Annotated in this window: 16 protein-coding genes; 6 read left to right on the plus strand and 10 right to left on the minus strand. The window is 34.9% G+C overall.

The window, feature by feature from the left end:
• The 3 genes from BKM63_RS21915 to BKM63_RS21925 all read left to right on the plus strand — a co-directional run.
• Window positions 1-3,486: gliding motility-associated C-terminal domain-containing protein (locus tag BKM63_RS21915; RefSeq protein WP_131801195.1), on the plus strand; the 3,486-nt coding region annotated here is incomplete at its 5' end.
• A 72-nt stretch (window positions 3,487-3,558) separates the two neighbouring features.
• The gene (locus BKM63_RS21920) at window positions 3,559-4,476 is read left to right on the plus strand and encodes a PorP/SprF family type IX secretion system membrane protein (RefSeq protein ID WP_071638724.1); all 918 of its coding nucleotides are present in this window, start codon (window positions 3,559-3,561) and stop codon (window positions 4,474-4,476) included.
• 12 nt (window positions 4,477-4,488) lie between these two features.
• Entirely contained in the window at window positions 4,489-6,420 is a 1,932-nt protein-coding gene (locus BKM63_RS21925; RefSeq protein ID WP_071638725.1) for an OmpA family protein, read from the plus strand.
• 119 nt (window positions 6,421-6,539) lie between these two features.
• On the opposite strand, the gene BKM63_RS21930 is transcribed toward BKM63_RS21925, so the two are convergent.
• The 8 genes from BKM63_RS21930 to pyrR form a co-directional block, all read right to left on the minus strand.
• Window positions 6,540-7,046 carry a CAP domain-containing protein gene (locus tag BKM63_RS21930; RefSeq protein WP_071638741.1) on the minus strand — a complete coding sequence of 169 codons (507 nt, stop codon included), beginning with the start codon at window positions 7,044-7,046 and terminating at the stop codon, window positions 6,540-6,542.
• 171 nt (window positions 7,047-7,217) lie between these two features.
• Window positions 7,218-7,862, minus strand: a complete 645-nt coding sequence (gene pdxH, locus BKM63_RS21935; protein ID WP_071638726.1) for a pyridoxamine 5'-phosphate oxidase — start codon at window positions 7,860-7,862, stop codon at window positions 7,218-7,220.
• Between the two features lie 143 nt (window positions 7,863-8,005).
• A complete protein-coding gene (locus BKM63_RS21940; RefSeq protein WP_071638727.1) occupies window positions 8,006-8,911 on the minus strand; it encodes a ribonuclease Z in 906 nt (301 codons plus the stop codon).
• A gap of 98 nt (window positions 8,912-9,009) precedes the next feature.
• Window positions 9,010-9,342, minus strand: a complete 333-nt coding sequence (locus tag BKM63_RS21945) for a ribonuclease Z (RefSeq protein WP_071638728.1) — start codon at window positions 9,340-9,342, stop codon at window positions 9,010-9,012.
• Between the two features lie 101 nt (window positions 9,343-9,443).
• On the minus strand, window positions 9,444-9,758 hold the full coding sequence (locus tag BKM63_RS21950; protein WP_123907110.1) for a hypothetical protein: 315 nt from the start codon (window positions 9,756-9,758) through the stop codon (window positions 9,444-9,446).
• 177 nt (window positions 9,759-9,935) lie between these two features.
• Window positions 9,936-10,862, minus strand: coding sequence for an aspartate carbamoyltransferase catalytic subunit (locus BKM63_RS21955; protein ID WP_071638742.1), 927 nt, complete (start codon window positions 10,860-10,862; stop codon window positions 9,936-9,938).
• A gap of 84 nt (window positions 10,863-10,946) precedes the next feature.
• Window positions 10,947-11,588 (minus strand): DUF6891 domain-containing protein, encoded by a 642-nt coding sequence (locus BKM63_RS21960; RefSeq protein WP_071638730.1) that lies wholly within the window; start codon window positions 11,586-11,588, stop codon window positions 10,947-10,949.
• Window positions 11,589-11,618: 30 nt separating this feature from the next.
• Complete coding sequence (gene pyrR, locus BKM63_RS21965; protein ID WP_071638731.1) at window positions 11,619-12,158, minus strand: bifunctional pyr operon transcriptional regulator/uracil phosphoribosyltransferase PyrR; 540 nt, start codon at window positions 12,156-12,158, stop codon at window positions 11,619-11,621.
• A 164-nt stretch (window positions 12,159-12,322) separates the two neighbouring features.
• Between pyrR and BKM63_RS21970 the strand changes: the two genes are divergently transcribed.
• The 3 genes from BKM63_RS21970 to BKM63_RS23745 all read left to right on the plus strand — a co-directional run bounded on the left by BKM63_RS21970 (window position 12,323) and on the right by BKM63_RS23745 (window position 14,538).
• Entirely contained in the window at window positions 12,323-12,796 is a 474-nt protein-coding gene (locus tag BKM63_RS21970; RefSeq protein ID WP_071638732.1) for a hypothetical protein, read from the plus strand.
• Window positions 12,797-13,673: 877 nt separating this feature from the next.
• Entirely contained in the window at window positions 13,674-14,267 is a 594-nt protein-coding gene (locus tag BKM63_RS21985) for a dihydrofolate reductase family protein (protein WP_071638735.1), read from the plus strand.
• A gap of 97 nt (window positions 14,268-14,364) precedes the next feature.
• Complete coding sequence (locus BKM63_RS23745) at window positions 14,365-14,538, plus strand: hypothetical protein (protein ID WP_165590656.1); 174 nt, start codon at window positions 14,365-14,367, stop codon at window positions 14,536-14,538.
• A 114-nt stretch (window positions 14,539-14,652) separates the two neighbouring features.
• On the opposite strand, the gene BKM63_RS21990 is transcribed toward BKM63_RS23745, so the two are convergent.
• Together BKM63_RS21990 and BKM63_RS21995 are read right to left on the minus strand one after the other, a co-directional pair.
• Entirely contained in the window at window positions 14,653-16,272 is a 1,620-nt protein-coding gene (locus tag BKM63_RS21990; protein ID WP_071638736.1) for an ABC-F family ATP-binding cassette domain-containing protein, read from the minus strand.
• Between the two features lie 171 nt (window positions 16,273-16,443).
• Window positions 16,444-17,217, minus strand: coding sequence for a TlpA family protein disulfide reductase (locus BKM63_RS21995; RefSeq protein WP_071638737.1), 774 nt, complete (start codon window positions 17,215-17,217; stop codon window positions 16,444-16,446).
• Between the last annotated feature and the right edge of the window lie 82 nt (window positions 17,218-17,299).

Genomic DNA, 17,299 nt, shown 5'->3' on the forward strand with positions numbered 1-17,299 from the left:
CAGGTGATTACGATTCAGGATACCACGGCACCTGTTTTTAGCGGTAATCTTCCAGGCGATACTACAGTTTCCTGTGATGCTGTTCCTCAGCCTGCTAATCTTGAAGCAGCTGATAATTGTAATGGAAATTTACCAATTGTATTTACAGAAACAAAAAGTGACATTCAAAACGAATGCGGTTCAAATTATACTTTGACCCGTATATGGAAAACAAGTGACTGCAGCGGCAATATAGTATCACATACACAAATTATAACAGTAAGAGATACTACAGCGCCAACTGGAACTGCTCCAATAAGTTTTGCAGATTTACAAAGTATAGCGCAAATTCCTGCTGGAACTCCTCAAGATATACAAGATGCTGCTGATAATTGCGGAGGAACGGTTTCTATCACGGTTTCAGATACAAACAATGAAGGAAGCGGCTGCGAAGGAAGTCCTTATATCTTAACCAGAACCTATACATTATCTGATTGTGCAGGGAATAAAACAGAACTGGTTCAGACTTTTACAGTTGAAAACAAAGTTTCTGTTAACGGTATTGCAACAAATGCATCTTGTTTTGGAGGAAAAGATGGTTCAATTTTAGTAACCAGCAGTCCCGGCTCATCAGTGATCATTAGAAATGATAAAAATGAAGTTGTGGGTAATACCAATTTACCTGCGGGAACTTATACCCTTACTGCAACATCGCCTGTAAGTGAAACCCAGAACTGTACTGCAGCTGCAACAGTAGTTATAACGCAGCCAGAATATACAGTAAAAATATCGGGTCAGATTATTAATGTCGATAATCATACCGGAATTGCAAATGTACCTGTAACCTTGATTCCGCAGGGTTCTACAACCGGGCCAATTTTATTAAAACTATCAGGAACTGATGGTAGTTACAGCTTCTCAGGAATGCCGGCCGGAACTTATTTGGTTCAGGTGCAAGATGCTAATTTAAACAGTGCTTACCAATTATATCCTGTAGATTCCAGCTTGTTCTTTACGACTCTTGAAGATTGTATTATTCAGAAACATAATTTTGAATATGGTTCATCAACACTTCCTGTATTAGGTGATTATGTTTGGTACGATACAAACAGTAATGGTGTTCAGGATGAATGGTACGATGCTAATAATGACGGAATAGTAACTAAAAATATTCCTGATGGTAACGGGGCGATCGATTACAGCCTTTGGGAATGGATTGACTTTAATGGTGACGGAAGCTACCAAGGCCCTTCGAACGTAGGTGAATTAAACGCTGGAGGTTTTGGAAATGCTCTTAGTCCGAATATTATAATAGATGGACCGAATGGTTATCACGAAGAGGAAATTATTGGAATTCAGGGATACTGGCGAAACCGACCTGAAACTGCAAATCCTTATGGAGATTACACTATTAAATTAGTTAAAGATGCTAATCTCGATGCAGTTGCGGCTGCACTGGGAACAACCGGACTTGTAAAAGTACTGCCAAGTATAAACGATAAAAAAACACCAGCTAAAACCGGTAAGGCACAGTTACATACTATTTGTTCAACAACCAGCGCTAGTAGTTTAATAGCCACAGTAACACCACAAGACTTAGTTCATTTAGATCTCGATTTTGGTGTGAACTGCAAAACTTATTCTGACATTGCTGCCAACGATGACAATGCGGGACCTATTGCGGGGGTAAATAACATTACAAAGAATGTGGTGAATGTTTTATCAAACGATACACTTGAAGGTGTAATTGTAACCTCTTCTGATGTAATTATCACAACTGTAACACCAAATCAATTTTTACAATTAAATTCAGATGGTTCTGTTGATGTGCTTCCAAATGCACCTGTTGGAACTCAAACTCTAGTTTATCAAATCTGTGAAGCGGATGAAACTTCAAATTGTGATACTGCAACTGTGACCATTACAATAGAAGCTCCAACTATGACGGTTACCGCAACAGCAGTTTGTGTTAATGATGTTCCTTACATTGACTATGTGGTAACGCCAACCAATTTTACTCCTGTAAATGGTGTAACAATTGCCTGGGCCAATGCTCAAAATAACGTCATAACCACCATGACCAATCTGGCTCTTTCCGGACGAGTTTTGTGGCCGGGTGCTGTGGTTGATGGAAACGGAAAAGGTATTGACTGGCCGGGATGGGTTTTCGAAAATAATAAATGGATTCAGGCTGCGGACGGATTTGAATCATTGCGTCCAACGGTTAACTTAACGATTTCGACTAATCCAAGTGAAACTATAACTGTAAATTATCCGCCATCTGATCCTTTCTGTACCGCAAGACCAACATTTGCAATCGTGGCAAATGATGACGTACCAGCACCTATTACAGGACCAGCAGGAGTAACTAATATTGTAAATGTATTAACTAATGATACTTTAAATAATGGTGTAATTAATCCAAATGACATTACGCTTACCATATTTACGCCGGACCCTAAAGGAGTTTTAACGCTCAATCCTAACGGATCTGTAGATGTTGCCGCCAATGCTCCGGGAGGAACATATACCTTAACGTATCAAATTTGTGAAAAAGCCGACGCCGGAAATTGTGATACAGCAACTGTAACTGTAACAGTTCTTGATCCTCCTGCACCAGTTGCTGCTAACGATGATAATTATGCCAATATTGGATGCAGCACATTTGGATTAGTTGGCAACGTTTTAAGTAATGACTTTAAAGGACAGGTTACAGCAACTCTTGAACTGGTAAACTTTACATTATTAAATGATAACAATGCAAAAACAGATCCAAATATCACAATTGATGCTTCTGGAAATGTTCGGGTATCAGGTTTAACACCAGCAGGAACTTATACTTATACTTATCGTCTTTGTGATAAATTAAGTACCGAGAACTGCGATACAGCGAACGTAACTATAACAGTTCTGCCAAATGGAATATCAAACATTACCAGTCAGGCTTGTAATGATGATACGACATTATTGAACCTGTCTAATTTATTACCTGAAGGAACACCTGCAACAGGAAACTGGGTAGATACAAACGGCACCAGAGCATTACAAGGAGGCACTCTTAACCCTTATGGTTTGGCACTAGGCAATTACATATTCGAATACAAAGTAACCGATGAAAATTGCCCACGAAGTATTTTACTTAATATGGAAGTAAATGATGATTGTAAAGTATTAGCCTGCCAAAATATTCAGGTGCACAATGCTTTTTCACCAAATGGTGATGGAAAAAATGATGTTTTCGTAATTGACGGTATTGATGATTTAACCTGTTATCCGGAAAACACTGTAGAAATATATAACCGCTGGGGCATATTGGTATTTGAAACTAATAATTACAACAATGCAAGCAATGCCTTTGACGGAAACTCAAGAGGAAGAACAACCGTAAAACAATCTGATGGTTTACCAACAGGCACCTATTTCTACATTGTTACTTACAAATCGTTAGACGGAAACAATGTAATTCATACCAATAAACAAGAAGGGTACTTATACCTGTCTAAATAAAAAAGAGCAATGCGTTATACAGCGCACAAAAGTATAGCGCATTGCATATTAACTAAACAATACACATCTATTATGAGAACAAAATTATTTTTTTTCGTCATTATGTTTGTAACCATTGCGGGTTATGCACAGCAGGATGCACAGTTTACGCAATACATGTACAACACTATAAATATCAATCCGGCTTATGCAGGGTCACGCGGTGCTTTAAGTGTTTTTGGCTTATACCGTACGCAGTGGGTTGGACTTGATGGAGCTCCCGAAACAAGCAGTTTTTCTATAAACACACCTATAAACAACAGTAATCTGGGAGTAGGTTTATCGCTTGTAAATGATAAAATAGGACCTACTAATGAGAACAATATATCAGCAGATATCTCGTATACCGTACAGACTTCAGCCGATTTTAAACTTTCTTTTGGTATAAAAGGGACCGCTAATATATTCAATCTGGACGTCAACAAACTAAATCCAGCCGAACAAGGTGATCCTCAATTTCAGGATCTCGATAATAAGTTCTCTCCCAATGTAGGGGCCGGAGTTTACTGGCATTCTGATAAGGCTTACATCGGACTTTCAGTTCCTAATTTCATAGAAACCAACAGATACGATGATAATGATGTTGCAATTTATAAAGACAAAATCAATTATTATTTAATGGGAGGTTATGTTTTTAATCTGGATAAATTAGAGTACTACAAATTCAAACCTGCCGTATTAGCCAAGATGGTCGAAGGAGCACCGCTACAAGTGGATGTTTCTGCCAACTTTATGTTCATCGAAAAGTTCGTAGTGGGTGTTGCTTACAGATGGAGCGCTTCTTTAAGTGCAATGGTTGGATTTCAAATCACTGACGGGCTTTATTTAGGATACGGCTACGATCGTGAGACCACAAACCTAAACAACTATAATTCAGGATCTCATGAAATATTCCTGCGTTATGAATTCTTCAAAAACAATGGTAAAATGACAACTCCTCGTTTCTTCTAAAAAATAAATATTATGAAAAATTATAGACTTTTCTGCTTAATAATTCTAAATGTTTTTTACGGCTATTCACAAGAGTCAAAAGTGAAATCGGGTGATAAAAAATACGATGGTTATGCCTATATAGATGCCATAAAAACCTATGAAAGAGTGGCTGATAAAGGATACAAGTCTGAAGATTTGTTTAAAAAACTTGGAAACTCTTATTACTTCAATTCAGATTTTGAAGGAGCTGCCAAATGGTATGCCGAATTATTTGCCGTAAACACCTCTCCGGAAGCCGAATATTATTACAGATATGCGCAGTCTCTAAAATCAACAGGACAAACGGATAAGGCTGCCAAAATTATGAATGAATTCAGTTTTAAATATAAAAACGATTCCAGGGCAAAACTCTACAAAGAAGATGTCAATTACATGGATGAGATAAAAGCCAATTCAGGACGTTATAAAATTGAAGATGCTGGAATTAATTCTAAATATTCTGACTACGGAAGTTTTGTTTACAATAATAAAATCTATTTTGCATCAGCCAGAGATACCGGAAATTTTTCTCAGCGAAAACACAAATGGACCGGAGAATATTTTACCAATATTTACAATGCCGATCTGGATGTACAAAGCGGAACCGCATCAAAAGTAAACAAAATAAGATCTGAAATAAATACACGATTTCATGAGTCCTCTCCCGTTTTCACCAAAGACGGAAAAACGGTTTATTTTACCCGAAATAATTTTATAAACGGAAAAAAAGGAAAAGATGCTGCTAAAATTACACTTGTAAAAATATACAAAGCCAGTCTTGAAAACGGGAAGTGGACAAATGTTACCGCTCTTCCTTTTACAAGCGATAACTACAGTACAGGACATCCGGCATTGAGTCCAGATGAGAAAACACTCTACTTTGCCTCTGATATGCCAGGAACAATTGGGCAGTCGGATATTTACAAAACCAGCATTAATAACGACGGTAGTTTTGGAACACCCCAAAACCTTGGTACTTCAATTAATACCGAAGGAAAAGAAACTTTTCCGTATGTAACCACCGAAAACGAAATTTATTTTGCATCCGATGGTTATCCGGGGCTTGGCGGACTGGATGTTTTTGTGGGACAGATTGAAGATAACGGATCTATCAGTGGTATTCAGAATCTGGGCGGCGATGTCAATTCACCAAAAGACGACTTTGCTTATATCATCGATCCCGTTTCCAGACAAGGTTATTTTAGTTCCAATAAAGATGGCGGACAAGGGTCTGACGATATTTACAAATTTCTGGAAACCCGAAGATTAAAATGTCTTCAGGAATTATACGGTGTAATTACAGATTCTGAAAATGGCGCTGTACTGGCGGGAACAAAAGTTACTTTGTACGAAAATCAAAAAATTAAGAACTCCACCGTTTCTAACACGGCAGGCGAATACAGTTTTGCAGTAGAGTGCGGTAAAACATACAGCGTTAGAGCTGAGAAACCAGACTATGCAACCAAAGAAGTAGGTGTAACTATTGGCAGAACAACCGGAAAAACCAGCCTTCCAATTGCTCTTGATAAATCGATATGTAAAGTGGCAGTTGGAGATGATTTAGGAAAATGTTTCGGCATTAAAATGATTTATTTTGATTTGGATAAATCCAACATCCGCACCGAAGCAGCTCTGGATTTAGAAAAAATATTAGATGTTTTAAATCAGCATCCAAATATGAAACTAGACATCCGCTCACATACCGACAGCAGGGCATCGCACCAGTACAATCAGGCATTATCTGACCGAAGAGCTAAATCAACTATTGACTGGCTTATTAAAAACGGAGTATCTAAAAACCGCTTAACCGGAAAAGGTTATGGAGAAACGCAATTGGTAAACCAATGTTCTGACGGCGTTGAATGTACAGAAGATGAACACCAAATGAACCGAAGAAGTGAGTTTATTATTACCGGATTGTAATTTCGATTGATCTAAAATAAATAAAAGCTGTCTTTACAGACAGCTTTTATTAAAAAAAACGGTCGTTGCAAATCAGGAATCACAACGACAACTAACCAACCAGTTCAAACGTTTCTCTTTTAAATTTTTACAAAAATATTTGTGTAGTATTTTTTTCCGGCCGCATCAGTTGAAACTGATATTCCGAAATGGGTATAATCACCCTCAATATTTTCTTTATGTCCGGCGCTTTCCAGCCATGCTTTTAATGCCGCTGCAGAAGTTTTATAGTTATACGCCACATTCTCTCCTACTTTTTTGGCACTAAGAACGCTCATAATATTATTAGAACGCGAAGTAAAGTCATTATGATTTACAACATTATTGTCAATCATGTATTTGTTATGCTCTTCGCATTTATAAGAAATATGATTATTTTTTTGTAATGCATTCAAACCAATACTTACTCTGTATTCGTTTATTAATTGCATCGTTTCTAATTCAGAAGTATTGTAATTATAGCTGGTAATTACCTGTTCATCAGTAGTTGTAGTATCACTTTCATTCCCCTCGGCGCTGTCAGCAGAGCACGAGTTCATTGTGATTGACATCACAATGAACACCATGGCGCACATAATCTTTTTCATAATCATAGTAGTTAAGTTCTAAAGTAAATGTTGGGGCAAATTCTTTGAATATATTATGTGACAAATTGCTCTAAAATTCTTACGTCAAACGTATTCAATTTATCGGTAAACTACAAAAATAATCGATGAAATACACTATTTATTTTATTTATAAGATAAAAATCTTACAAATCAAGAAGAAAGACGTTCGATCGTCCATGAAAAATCAGATTGACTTGTATAACGAATTCTATCATGCAGCCTGTTAGGTCTTCCCTGCCAGAATTCTACTTGTAATGGCGTGACTAAATAACCACCCCAATTTTCAGGTCTTGGAATTGGTTTTCCTACAAATTCAGCTTCGAGTTTTTTTAAATTTTCTTCCAAAAAAGTTCGGGACGGAATTACTTCACTCTGGTGCGAAACAATAGCGCCTAACTTGCTTCCGTCAGGACGGGAATCAAAATAATTATCGGAAATAATTTCAGAAGTTTTCTGTGCAATTCCTTTAATAATCACCTGACGTTCTGCTTCCTGCCAGAAAAATGACAAACAAACATTTGGGTTTGCTTCTATAGCCTTACCTTTTTCAGAATTATAATTGGTATAAAATATAAATCCTTCTTCTGAAAATTTTTTCAGTAAAACAACGCGCGATTTCGGGAATCCATCCAAACCAATTGTCGAAACCGTCATGGCGTTTACTTCTCCGCTTCCTCCAAAATCTTCTACTTCATGAAACCATCGGTTAAATAGATTAATGGGATCTTCTGGAATATTTGTTTCTAATAGTTCGCTCTTCTCGTAAGACTTTCTATAATTACTTAAATCGTTCATGATTTATTATTTTAGATTTTAGATTTTTGTTTCAAGTTTCAAGTTTCAGGTTTCAGGTTTCAAGTGTGCAAGGTTGTGCTTATGTCTCAAAAAACTTAGCATCTTAGAAACTTAGCCCCTCAGAACCTTAGAACCTCAGCCCCTTAGAATTCAAAACTCACACCGTCATCACCCAAAAGTACATTTGGAAAAACTGTTTCGGCTTCTTCTTTAAAACGCTCAATTCCGTCATAACGTGTTGAATAATGACCTAAAATTAATTGTTTTACATTGGCTTTTAAAGCAATAGCAGCGGCCTCTTTTGCAGTTGAGTGTAATGTTTTCAGTGCCAAAGAGGCTTCCGATTCTAAAAACGTTGATTCATGATATAAAATATCCGTATTTTCAATAATCGGAATTATATCTTCGTTGTAAACCGTGTCTGAGCAAAAAGCATAACTTTTTGGCGGAGCCGGATCAAAAGTAAGTTTTTGATTTTCAATTACAGTTCCGTTATCAAGTGTAATATCGCTTCCGTTTTTTATTTTTTGATAATAGGCAACGTGAATATTATATCGCTGAACAGCTTCGACATCTAATTTCCTTTCGTCCGGTTTTTCCTGAAAAAGAAAACCGTTTGTGTAAACCCGATGTTTTAGCGGAATAGTCTTTACAATTACACGTTTATCTTCAAAAATTACTTCGCTTTCTTTCGACTCTAATTCGTGGAAAAACAAGCTGTAAGTCGTCCAGGATTCTGTTAGTTTTAATTGAAGCAGAATTAATTCTTTAATTCCCTTTGGTCCATAAATATGCAGATCGGTTGTTCTTCCCAAAAGAGAAAAAGTCGAAATAGTTCCGATTAATCCGTAAAGATGATCTCCATGCAGATGCGATATAAAAATGTGATTTATTTTAGAGAACTTAATCTTGTTTTTTCGAAGCTGAACCTGAGTTCCTTCGCCGCAGTCAATCAAAAACAATCGGTTCTTGATTTCTAAAACCTGCGAAGTTGGGTTTGTAAGCGTTCTGGGAGTTGCGGCATAACAGCCAAGTATGGTTAATTTCAATTTTATGTTTATTGTTTATTTGATAAATCGTTTAATCGTACAATTATAATAAGGCAAAATCGATTAAACAAATAAACAGTTAAACGATTAAACCAATATTAAAAACCAAGGTCTCTTTCAATTTCTTCCATTTCAATAATATCGTGTGCTTCCAAAAGAGAAGGAACCACAACTAATTTATCTGAAACAGCATTAAAATCAAGATCAGAAGCTACGATAACAAACGATTTCTTTGCTTTTTTCTGAAGTTTAACAAGCGGCAAAAAAACCTTCAAATCATTTTCTGATAATCCAGAATCTGACAATAAATCGATTATAACATTATGTTTTTCAAAGGTTTTAAACTGTTGCGTCACTTTCTCTACAAAGCCATTAAAATCGCCTTGCGTATCTTTTATCGTTACGGTATGTCCTTTTTGATCTACTTTCATTTTTTAAATTTGTGTGGCTTATATTTTGCAAAAGCTAATGTACGAAGTTTTTTTTAGTGTACAGTCGCAGTTTTTAGTCTTATACTGCACATACAAACAATTTATTTCAATAAGGAATCTGTTCTATGATTAAAAATTCGAATAAATTCATCTAATTTACCTGCACCTGAACAAGTAAAACAAAAGTGTAAGATTGTTACCTCTTTTCCTTTTATAATTTCTTTATAAACATTCTCATTTGGGCATCCGTCAATGCCTCCAACTTTTCTAATTAAAATTGGATTTTTCTCTAAATAAAATGCCAAAGCAATTTGATCGATCTGTTGTTTTAGCCAGTCAATTTCAGTTTTATTAAGTTTTAATTCATTCTGAAACTGATAAATACTTTCTAAACCACCAATAGTATTCAAATTCAATGTGAAAAATCTATTTTTTGGTTTAGAAATTTCGTCTACTTTAAAATTTTTAGGTGTTCGGTTTAATAAATTATTATAAATAGTATCTATTCTTATTTGATCAGCATCCTGAGCTTTACATACAAAACTAATTAATAGGAATAATATCTTAAGTGTTATTCTCAAAATGCAATATAACTATTGAATCTTAGATGCTAAAAGATAAATAACTGCCATTCTAATTGCAACACCGTTCTCTACCTGATTTAAGATTACAGAATGATCAGAATCAGCTACCTCAGATGTAATCTCTACTCCTCTGTTAATTGGTCCCGGGTGCATGATTACGATATCTTTTCCAAGAGAATCCAAAAGCGGTTTATCAACTCCGTATTGTTGTGCGTATTCGCGTGTTGATGGAAAGAAGTTCACATCCATACGTTCGTTTTGTACACGCAGCATGTTGGCAACATCACACCATTCTAAGGCTTTGCGTAAATTTGGCTCGACCGTAACTCCAAGCGATTCAATATATCTCGGAATCAATGTTTTTGGCCCGCAAACTTTAACTTCTGCACCTTGCATCTGCAAAGCATATATATTGGATAGAGCTACTCTCGAATGCAGAATATCACCTACAATAACTACTTTTTTTCCGGCAACATCTCCTAATTTTTCTCTGATAGAATAACTATCTAACAAAGCCTGCGTTGGATGTTCGTGTGCTCCATCTCCGGCATTTACAATACTGGCTTTGACATTTTTGGATAAAAAATAAGCCGCTCCGGGATTAGAGTGGCGCATTACAACCATGTCAACTTTCATGGAAAGAATATTATTTACAGTATCAATTAAAGTTTCTCCTTTTTTAACCGATGACTGCGCTGCAGAAAAACTGATAACATCTGCAGAAAGACGTTTCTGCGCTAATTCAAAGGAAAGTTTGGTTCTGGTACTGTTCTCGAAGAAAATATTGGCAATGGTAATATCTCGTAATGAAGGAACTTTTTTAATTGGCCTGTTAATGACTTCTTTAAAATGATCTGCCGTTTCAAAAATCAGGTTAATATCATTCTCGTTGATATATTTTATTCCTAATAAATGATTTACGCTTAATTCTTTCATTTTTGTTTCTTTAATATTATTTGTCAAATTCTTGAATTTCTGAAAACATTCAGTTCTTCAATGCTTCTTTAAAGAGCAGCTACTCTATTGAATCATTCTATCTACAACCTCACTGTAATCTTGCAGATCTCTTGCATCTTCATCAAAAATTTTCTGCCATCTAAAACCCGGAATTTCAATTTTTGTTCTTGAAGATTCATTCCAGTTTATTTCAAAACCATTATTTCGGAGTACTTCTGCAACTTTTTTTCCAACATTAATTGTAGTTTCGTCATCAGAATTATCAACTTTCTGGAAAGCGATATACAAACTTGGATCTTCAATGGCAATTGCTCTTGCTAAATCTTGTTCGTGATAAAAGCAATAACCATCAGACACAACTTCGTTTTCCTGGAGTTCTCTTTCAACTTCAACCACTTCGTATTCACCGTCACTTGTAGTGTAACCTGCATTGTGAAGTGCAATTATATTTTCGTCGCATAATTGATCAAACGCATTTATAAGCTTTTCAGTATCTGTTGGAGTTTTCCATTGTTTACTTTCTAAAAGAAGCTTTTGATATTCCTGATCGATTTTTTCAAAAGCCCATTCTTCTGAGATTTCATCTTCAAATTCATTGTCTTCAATTTCTTCTATGATATTTTCCTTGATTTCATCAATAGAAAGAAATCCCATTCTAACCTGATTAAAAATTGATTCATAAATAAACTCTTCGTTCTCTGTCATGATTGTATTTTCAATTTTTAATGATTCAAATTAATTAGTAACCAAATGAACAACATCTTCACCATCATTTTCTTTCCAGCTTACAATTACTTTTTCTCCATTTATAGCATCTACCTGACGACCGCGATAATCTGGCTGAATAGGTAAATGACGACTGAAACGTCTGTCGATCAAAACCAATAATTCAATTTCTGAAGGTCGTCCAAAAGATTGAATTGCAGTTAAGGCAGAACGAATGCTGCGCCCTGTAAACAAAACATCATCGATAAAAATGACCTTTTTGTCTTCGACTATAAAATTGATTTGCGTTTTATTGGCTTCAAGCGGTTTATCAGTGCGACGGAAGTCATCTCTAAAAAAAGTAATATCCAGATATCCTAAAGAAATTTCAGGAACCTTGTATTCGTCTTCTAATATTTGTTTTAAACGTTCAGCTAAATAAACACCTCTCGGCTGAATTCCCACTAAAATAGTATCGGAGAAATCAAGATGTTTTTCGATTAACTGACAAGCCAAACGATGGAGTATGATAGTAACTTCTTTTGAATTAAGTAATACTTTTTGGCTCATAAGTAATTGTAATGTTTGGTTGGGCAAATATACGGAATTGGAATTTATTTGTTGGGGTGTTTGGGTTGGAAATATTTTTCCCTTTTACACTTTACTTCCCTTTTTATAACATATTTTCGTATTGTAAATATTTTTATTTCAAAAGTTTTAATACAAAATAATAAATGAATCAAACTTTAATTGAACATGTAAAACTTGCAATTAATCCTAAATTTCAAGATTGGGTTTTATTTCAAAATGGCAGCTACATTGTTTTTAACAATACTGATAAGATTGAAGACATAAGGAAAGAAGCAATTAAAATTATGGCTGAATATGGTCCTGTCAATATAGGATCTACCGCAGGTGATTTCGGAGTCATCACTCTTAAAAAAGCTCAAGGATGGTCAATATCAGGACATTATTATGGAATGTATACATATGTTCATCCATCAGAAATAAATACACTAGCTCTCAATGAAAGTCAAATAGGTTTATTTGGTCGTTCAAAAAGAGATTTGGATGGTCAAAATCCCGTCATTATATATATTAGCAGAAAAGATATTGATGTAAAATTAATTGCTGGCTTCGTAGGTTTAAAAACTATAAAGCTTCCATTTGTATTCGGAAGCAACAATTTGAATCCTAGACTAATTTAAAAGACGAATCTTTTGAACACAAAGTTTTTTTTTGGAGCACAACAGAATACTACAAGAACATTGAAAAAATTGATATATACTTGGCTTACAAGACCACTAACATTGAAATTACAAAAACAAATTCTAAATTTACTTTTGTTGGAAATACAAACGATCATTTCGAACTAAAAAAATGCTTAGCATTTTTTCATGAAAAAAAATGTACTTTGACACAAAAAGCTTTAGATTTTTTAAAAAGTAATATTTTTAACGAAATCTAATTGACAACAGTCGTAAATGAAAACATCTCTACAAAAAATTCTCATAAAACCTAAAAACATATTTTTATTAGATAGCTTTGGAGCTTTGCTCACAACTGTTCTACTCTACTCTATTTTATCCTGAGAAATTTCAATGACTTTTTCGGTTTATCTAAAGATGTTTTCGAATGTCTTTCATTAATTGCTTTGATTTTCTTCATTTATTCAAGTAGCTGCTATTTTTTAGTTGGACAAAATTGGAAATCGTTTTTAAAAATAATCAGTATTTTTAATATTCTTTATTGTGTTTTGACATTGGGTATAATCATTTATTATTACCAAAGTATTTCTGTATTTGGAATTATTTATTTTTTGGGAGAAATTATAGTTATAGCAGGAATTGTTTTCTTGGAAATAAAAACAAAAAAACAACAGTTAAAATTTTAGAAATTCCAGTAAAACGATTCATATTTGCAACAAATGTACGCCGAGCCTACGGCTCTTTTCTCTATCAAATTATTTGCTAACCCGGATTAAAATCCGGCCCTACAATATTAATCGAGCCGTTGGCTCTTTTTTTGAACTTACCATTTCCGTGATTTTTCTTATATTTGATACACACTGAAACATTAAGCATCATGAGAAAAATAATCGTCATATCCATGATTACAATCGATGGCGTAATGCAGGCACCGGGCGGACCTGAAGAAGACACATCGGGAGGTTTTGAATACGGAGGCTGGGTTGCACCATTTGGTGATGAAGAATACGGAAAAGTCATGCAGAAACAAATGGCTCCAGCCGACATTTTGCTGGGCAGAAAAACATTTGATATTTTTGAAGATTATTGGCCGAAACATGCCGGGGGCTGGCCAGGAATTAATGAGGTTAATAAATACGTTTTATCTTCTACCCGAAAAAACTCTGACTGGGAGAACTCTGAATTCCTTTCCACTATTGAAGAAATCAAAAAACTTAAAGACACTGAAGGCGGCGATATTAAAGTTTGGGGAAGCGCCTCCCTTGTACAGCTTTTGCTTCAACATGATTTAGTTGATGAACTTGCACTCTTGATTTATCCTGTCATTTTGGGTAAAGGAAAAAAATTATTTAATGATGGTTCCGTTCCTTCAACATTTGTATTAATTGAAAGTACCGTTACACCTCGCGGTGTAATAGCCGTAAGTTATAAAAGGGCTGGTGATGTGAAAACTGGAACTATCGGCGAATAATAAAAATCTAAATCCTAAAACAATTCCCAAAAATTATATAACACAATTTTCCTATTGATAAAGTAATTTTATTAGAGCAATTTAAAACATAAAAATCATGCAAAATAAAATTACAAGATTGTTAATGGTATTCGTTATACTGTTTTCATTTACAAGCTGCGAAGTTATTGGTGACATTTTTAAAGCCGGAATGGGATTCGGGATATTTATCGTAATTTTTATTATTGCGATTGTTATCTGGATTTTAGCTAAGGTTTTTGGAAGTAAATAATAAATAAAAAATCCCAAATTCCAATTTTACTATTGGGATTTGGGATTTTTTTATAGATGTAGAACTTTGTCAAAGTTTGAGACTTTGACAAAGCTGCAAGTTCAAAATTGGAATTTAAAGATTGTACATCTTTTTTCTTTGTTCCTGAATTTTTTCATCATCAAGATATTCGTCAAATGTCATGTAACGATCGATTACTCCGTTTGGTGTTAATTCTACGATTCTGTTACCAACAGTTTGTGCAAACTCGTGGTCATGTGTTGTAAAAATTACAGAACCTTTAAAGTTTTTCAATGAGTTATTGAAAGCTGTAATAGACTCCAAATCTAAGTGGTTTGTAGGTTCGTCCAGCATTAAAACGTTAGCACGCTCCATCATCATTCTGGAAAGCATACAACGTACTTTTTCTCCTCCAGATAAAACGCGGCTTGTTTTTAAAGCTTCTTCTCCAGAGAAAATCATTTTCCCTAAGAAACCTCTAATAAATACCTCATCACGCTCTTCTTCTGTTTTAGCATATTGGCGTAACCAATCTACTAAAGTTAAATCATTTTCAAAGAAAGAATGGTTTTCAGCAGGAAGGTAAGCTTGATTTGTTGTAATTCCCCAGTCAAAACTTCCTGAATCTGCTTGTTGGTTTCCGTTTAAGATTTCGTAGAAAGCAGTTGTAGCACGTGAATCTTTAGAGAAAAGAACAATCTTATCTCCTTTTGCCATATTCAAATGAACATCTTTAAATAAAAGTTCACCATCTACAGAAGCAGATAAATGCTCAACATTTAAAATCTGATCTCCTGCTTCACGATCCTGATCAAAAATAATCGCAGGATAACGACGGCTTGAAGGTTTGATTTCAGAAATATTTAATTTAGAAATCATTTTTTTACGAGAAGTTGCCTGTTTCGATTTCGCAACGTTTGCACTAAAACGACGAATAAATTCTTCTAATTCTTGTTTCTTCTCTTCTGCTTTTTTGTTCTGCTGTGCACGTTGTTTCGCAGCTAATTGGCTAGACTCGTACCAGAACGTATAGTTTCCTGAGTAATGATTGATTTTTCCGAAATCAATATCAGAAATATGGGTACAAACGGCATCTAAAAAGTGACGGTCGTGAGATACAACGATTACAGTGTTTTCGTAGTTTGCTAAGAAATTTTCTAACCAGGCGATTGTCTCGAAATCCAAATCGTTGGTAGGCTCATCCATAATAAGCAAATCAGGATTTCCAAAAAGAGCCTGCGCCAAAAGCACACGAACTTTCATTTTTCCTTCCATGTCGCTCATTAAGGTATAATGATGCTCTTCTGTAATTCCTAAGTTAGACAACATCGCTGCAGCATCAGAGTCGGCATTCCATCCGTTCATTTCTTCAAACTGAACCTGAAGCTCCCCTATTCTGTCGGCATTTTTATCATTGTAGTCCAGGTAAAGTTCATCCATTTCTTTTTTAACAGCATACAGAACTTTATTACCCATTAAAACGGTCTCCAAAACAGTATGCTCATCGAACATGTTGTGATTTTGGTTTAAAACCGACATACGTTTTCCCGGCTCTAAATGAATATGTCCTGATGTAGGGTCCATATCACCTGAAATGATTTTTAGAAATGTAGATTTTCCAGCACCATTGGCTCCAATAACGCCGTAAATATTTCCGTGAGTGAATGTGGTATTTACTTCGTCAAACAAAATTCGTTTGCCAAATTGAACTGATAAATTATTGACTGTTAACATGAATGTCTTTTTAATTAATTTGGTGCAAAAGTAGTGAAAAAGGTTCAGAGTTGCAAAGGTGCAAAGGAGGTAAGTTTTTTTTGTCACCTAGATAATTATTACCTAATCTTGTCATTTCGATCCCGAAGCTTCGGGATCGAAATGACAAACTATGAGTTTAATTGCTTTAAACTACAGTTTGATTTCTTTCGCCAAAGCCACTTCTAAACTTTCGAAATTTGGCAGTACTTTAGAAATCAAACCTTCTTTGTTTAGAATAAAATGTGTTGGGAATGAATTTAATTGAAGGGCTTCATTCATATAATCTTTCATATTTGGAATAACCGAATACAAAAGCGGTTTTCTGGCTAAGAATGTTTTTAGCTGCTCCGGCGAATCTTCCGCGAAACTGATAAAAAGAATATCTTTTCGGTCTTTATACTCTTCTGTTAGTTTATTTACCTGCGGAAATTCTCTTATACATGGCGTACAGTGAATGTACCAGCATTTTATCACGATGATTTTTCCTTTCATCGATTCGTTTGTTACAGGGTTTCCATCTAAATCTTTAAATGAAAACGAAGGAAAAACAGTTCCTTCCATTTTGTAATTTTTAAGGGCATCAAAACCTATTTGGTTTATTGTGGCCTTTATACTGGTATCTGATTTTGGCTGAATTTTAAATAATTTATAGTAATAAGTTCCATCATCTGATTTCAATCGAATTGGAATAAAGTTTCCGTTTGCTAACTGGTCTAAAAAAGTTTCTTTTGAAATTTCCTTTGAAAGAAGATCAAGTGCCGTAAAATCTCTTGAAAGCATGATATTTTTACTTTGATAAACTGACCAATCTCCGTATGTTTTTTGAATTTGTATTGGATCTACTTCCGGATTTCCGAATTTATTTTGACCGAAAGAAAAGGTAAAAAATAAAAATGTGATTATTATGGTGATCGATTTCTTCATGAAGTTTTTATGCAATTATTCTAAAGTCAAAAGTACGGATTTCTTTCTAACCGCAAAGTTCGCAAAGGTTTCGCAAAGTTTA

It is taken from the genome of Flavobacterium johnsoniae (genome assembly GCF_001879205.1).
In the GTDB taxonomy this organism is placed as follows: domain Bacteria; phylum Bacteroidota; class Bacteroidia; order Flavobacteriales; family Flavobacteriaceae; genus Flavobacterium; species Flavobacterium johnsoniae_A.

Coding starts and splice junctions, on each gene's coding strand:
- pdxH (WP_071638726.1), bottom strand. CDS start 7,862: ATGAACGATTTAAGTAATTATAGAAAGTCTTACGAGAAGAGCGAACTA.
- BKM63_RS23745 (WP_165590656.1), top strand. CDS start 14,365: ATGCAAAATAAAATTACAAGATTGTTAATGGTATTCGTTATACTGTTT.
- BKM63_RS21920 (WP_071638724.1), top strand. CDS start 3,559: ATGAGAACAAAATTATTTTTTTTCGTCATTATGTTTGTAACCATTGCG.
- BKM63_RS21960 (WP_071638730.1), bottom strand. CDS start 11,588: ATGACAGAGAACGAAGAGTTTATTTATGAATCAATTTTTAATCAGGTT.
- BKM63_RS21925 (WP_071638725.1), top strand. CDS start 4,489: ATGAAAAATTATAGACTTTTCTGCTTAATAATTCTAAATGTTTTTTAC.
- BKM63_RS21970 (WP_071638732.1), top strand. CDS start 12,323: ATGAATCAAACTTTAATTGAACATGTAAAACTTGCAATTAATCCTAAA.
- BKM63_RS21930 (WP_071638741.1), bottom strand. CDS start 7,046: ATGAAAAAGATTATGTGCGCCATGGTGTTCATTGTGATGTCAATCACA.
- BKM63_RS21990 (WP_071638736.1), bottom strand. CDS start 16,272: ATGTTAACAGTCAATAATTTATCAGTTCAATTTGGCAAACGAATTTTG.
- BKM63_RS21985 (WP_071638735.1), top strand. CDS start 13,674: ATGAGAAAAATAATCGTCATATCCATGATTACAATCGATGGCGTAATG.
- pyrR (WP_071638731.1), bottom strand. CDS start 12,158: ATGAGCCAAAAAGTATTACTTAATTCAAAAGAAGTTACTATCATACTC.
- BKM63_RS21945 (WP_071638728.1), bottom strand. CDS start 9,342: ATGAAAGTAGATCAAAAAGGACATACCGTAACGATAAAAGATACGCAA.
- BKM63_RS21955 (WP_071638742.1), bottom strand. CDS start 10,862: ATGAAAGAATTAAGCGTAAATCATTTATTAGGAATAAAATATATCAAC.
- BKM63_RS21995 (WP_071638737.1), bottom strand. CDS start 17,217: ATGAAGAAATCGATCACCATAATAATCACATTTTTATTTTTTACCTTT.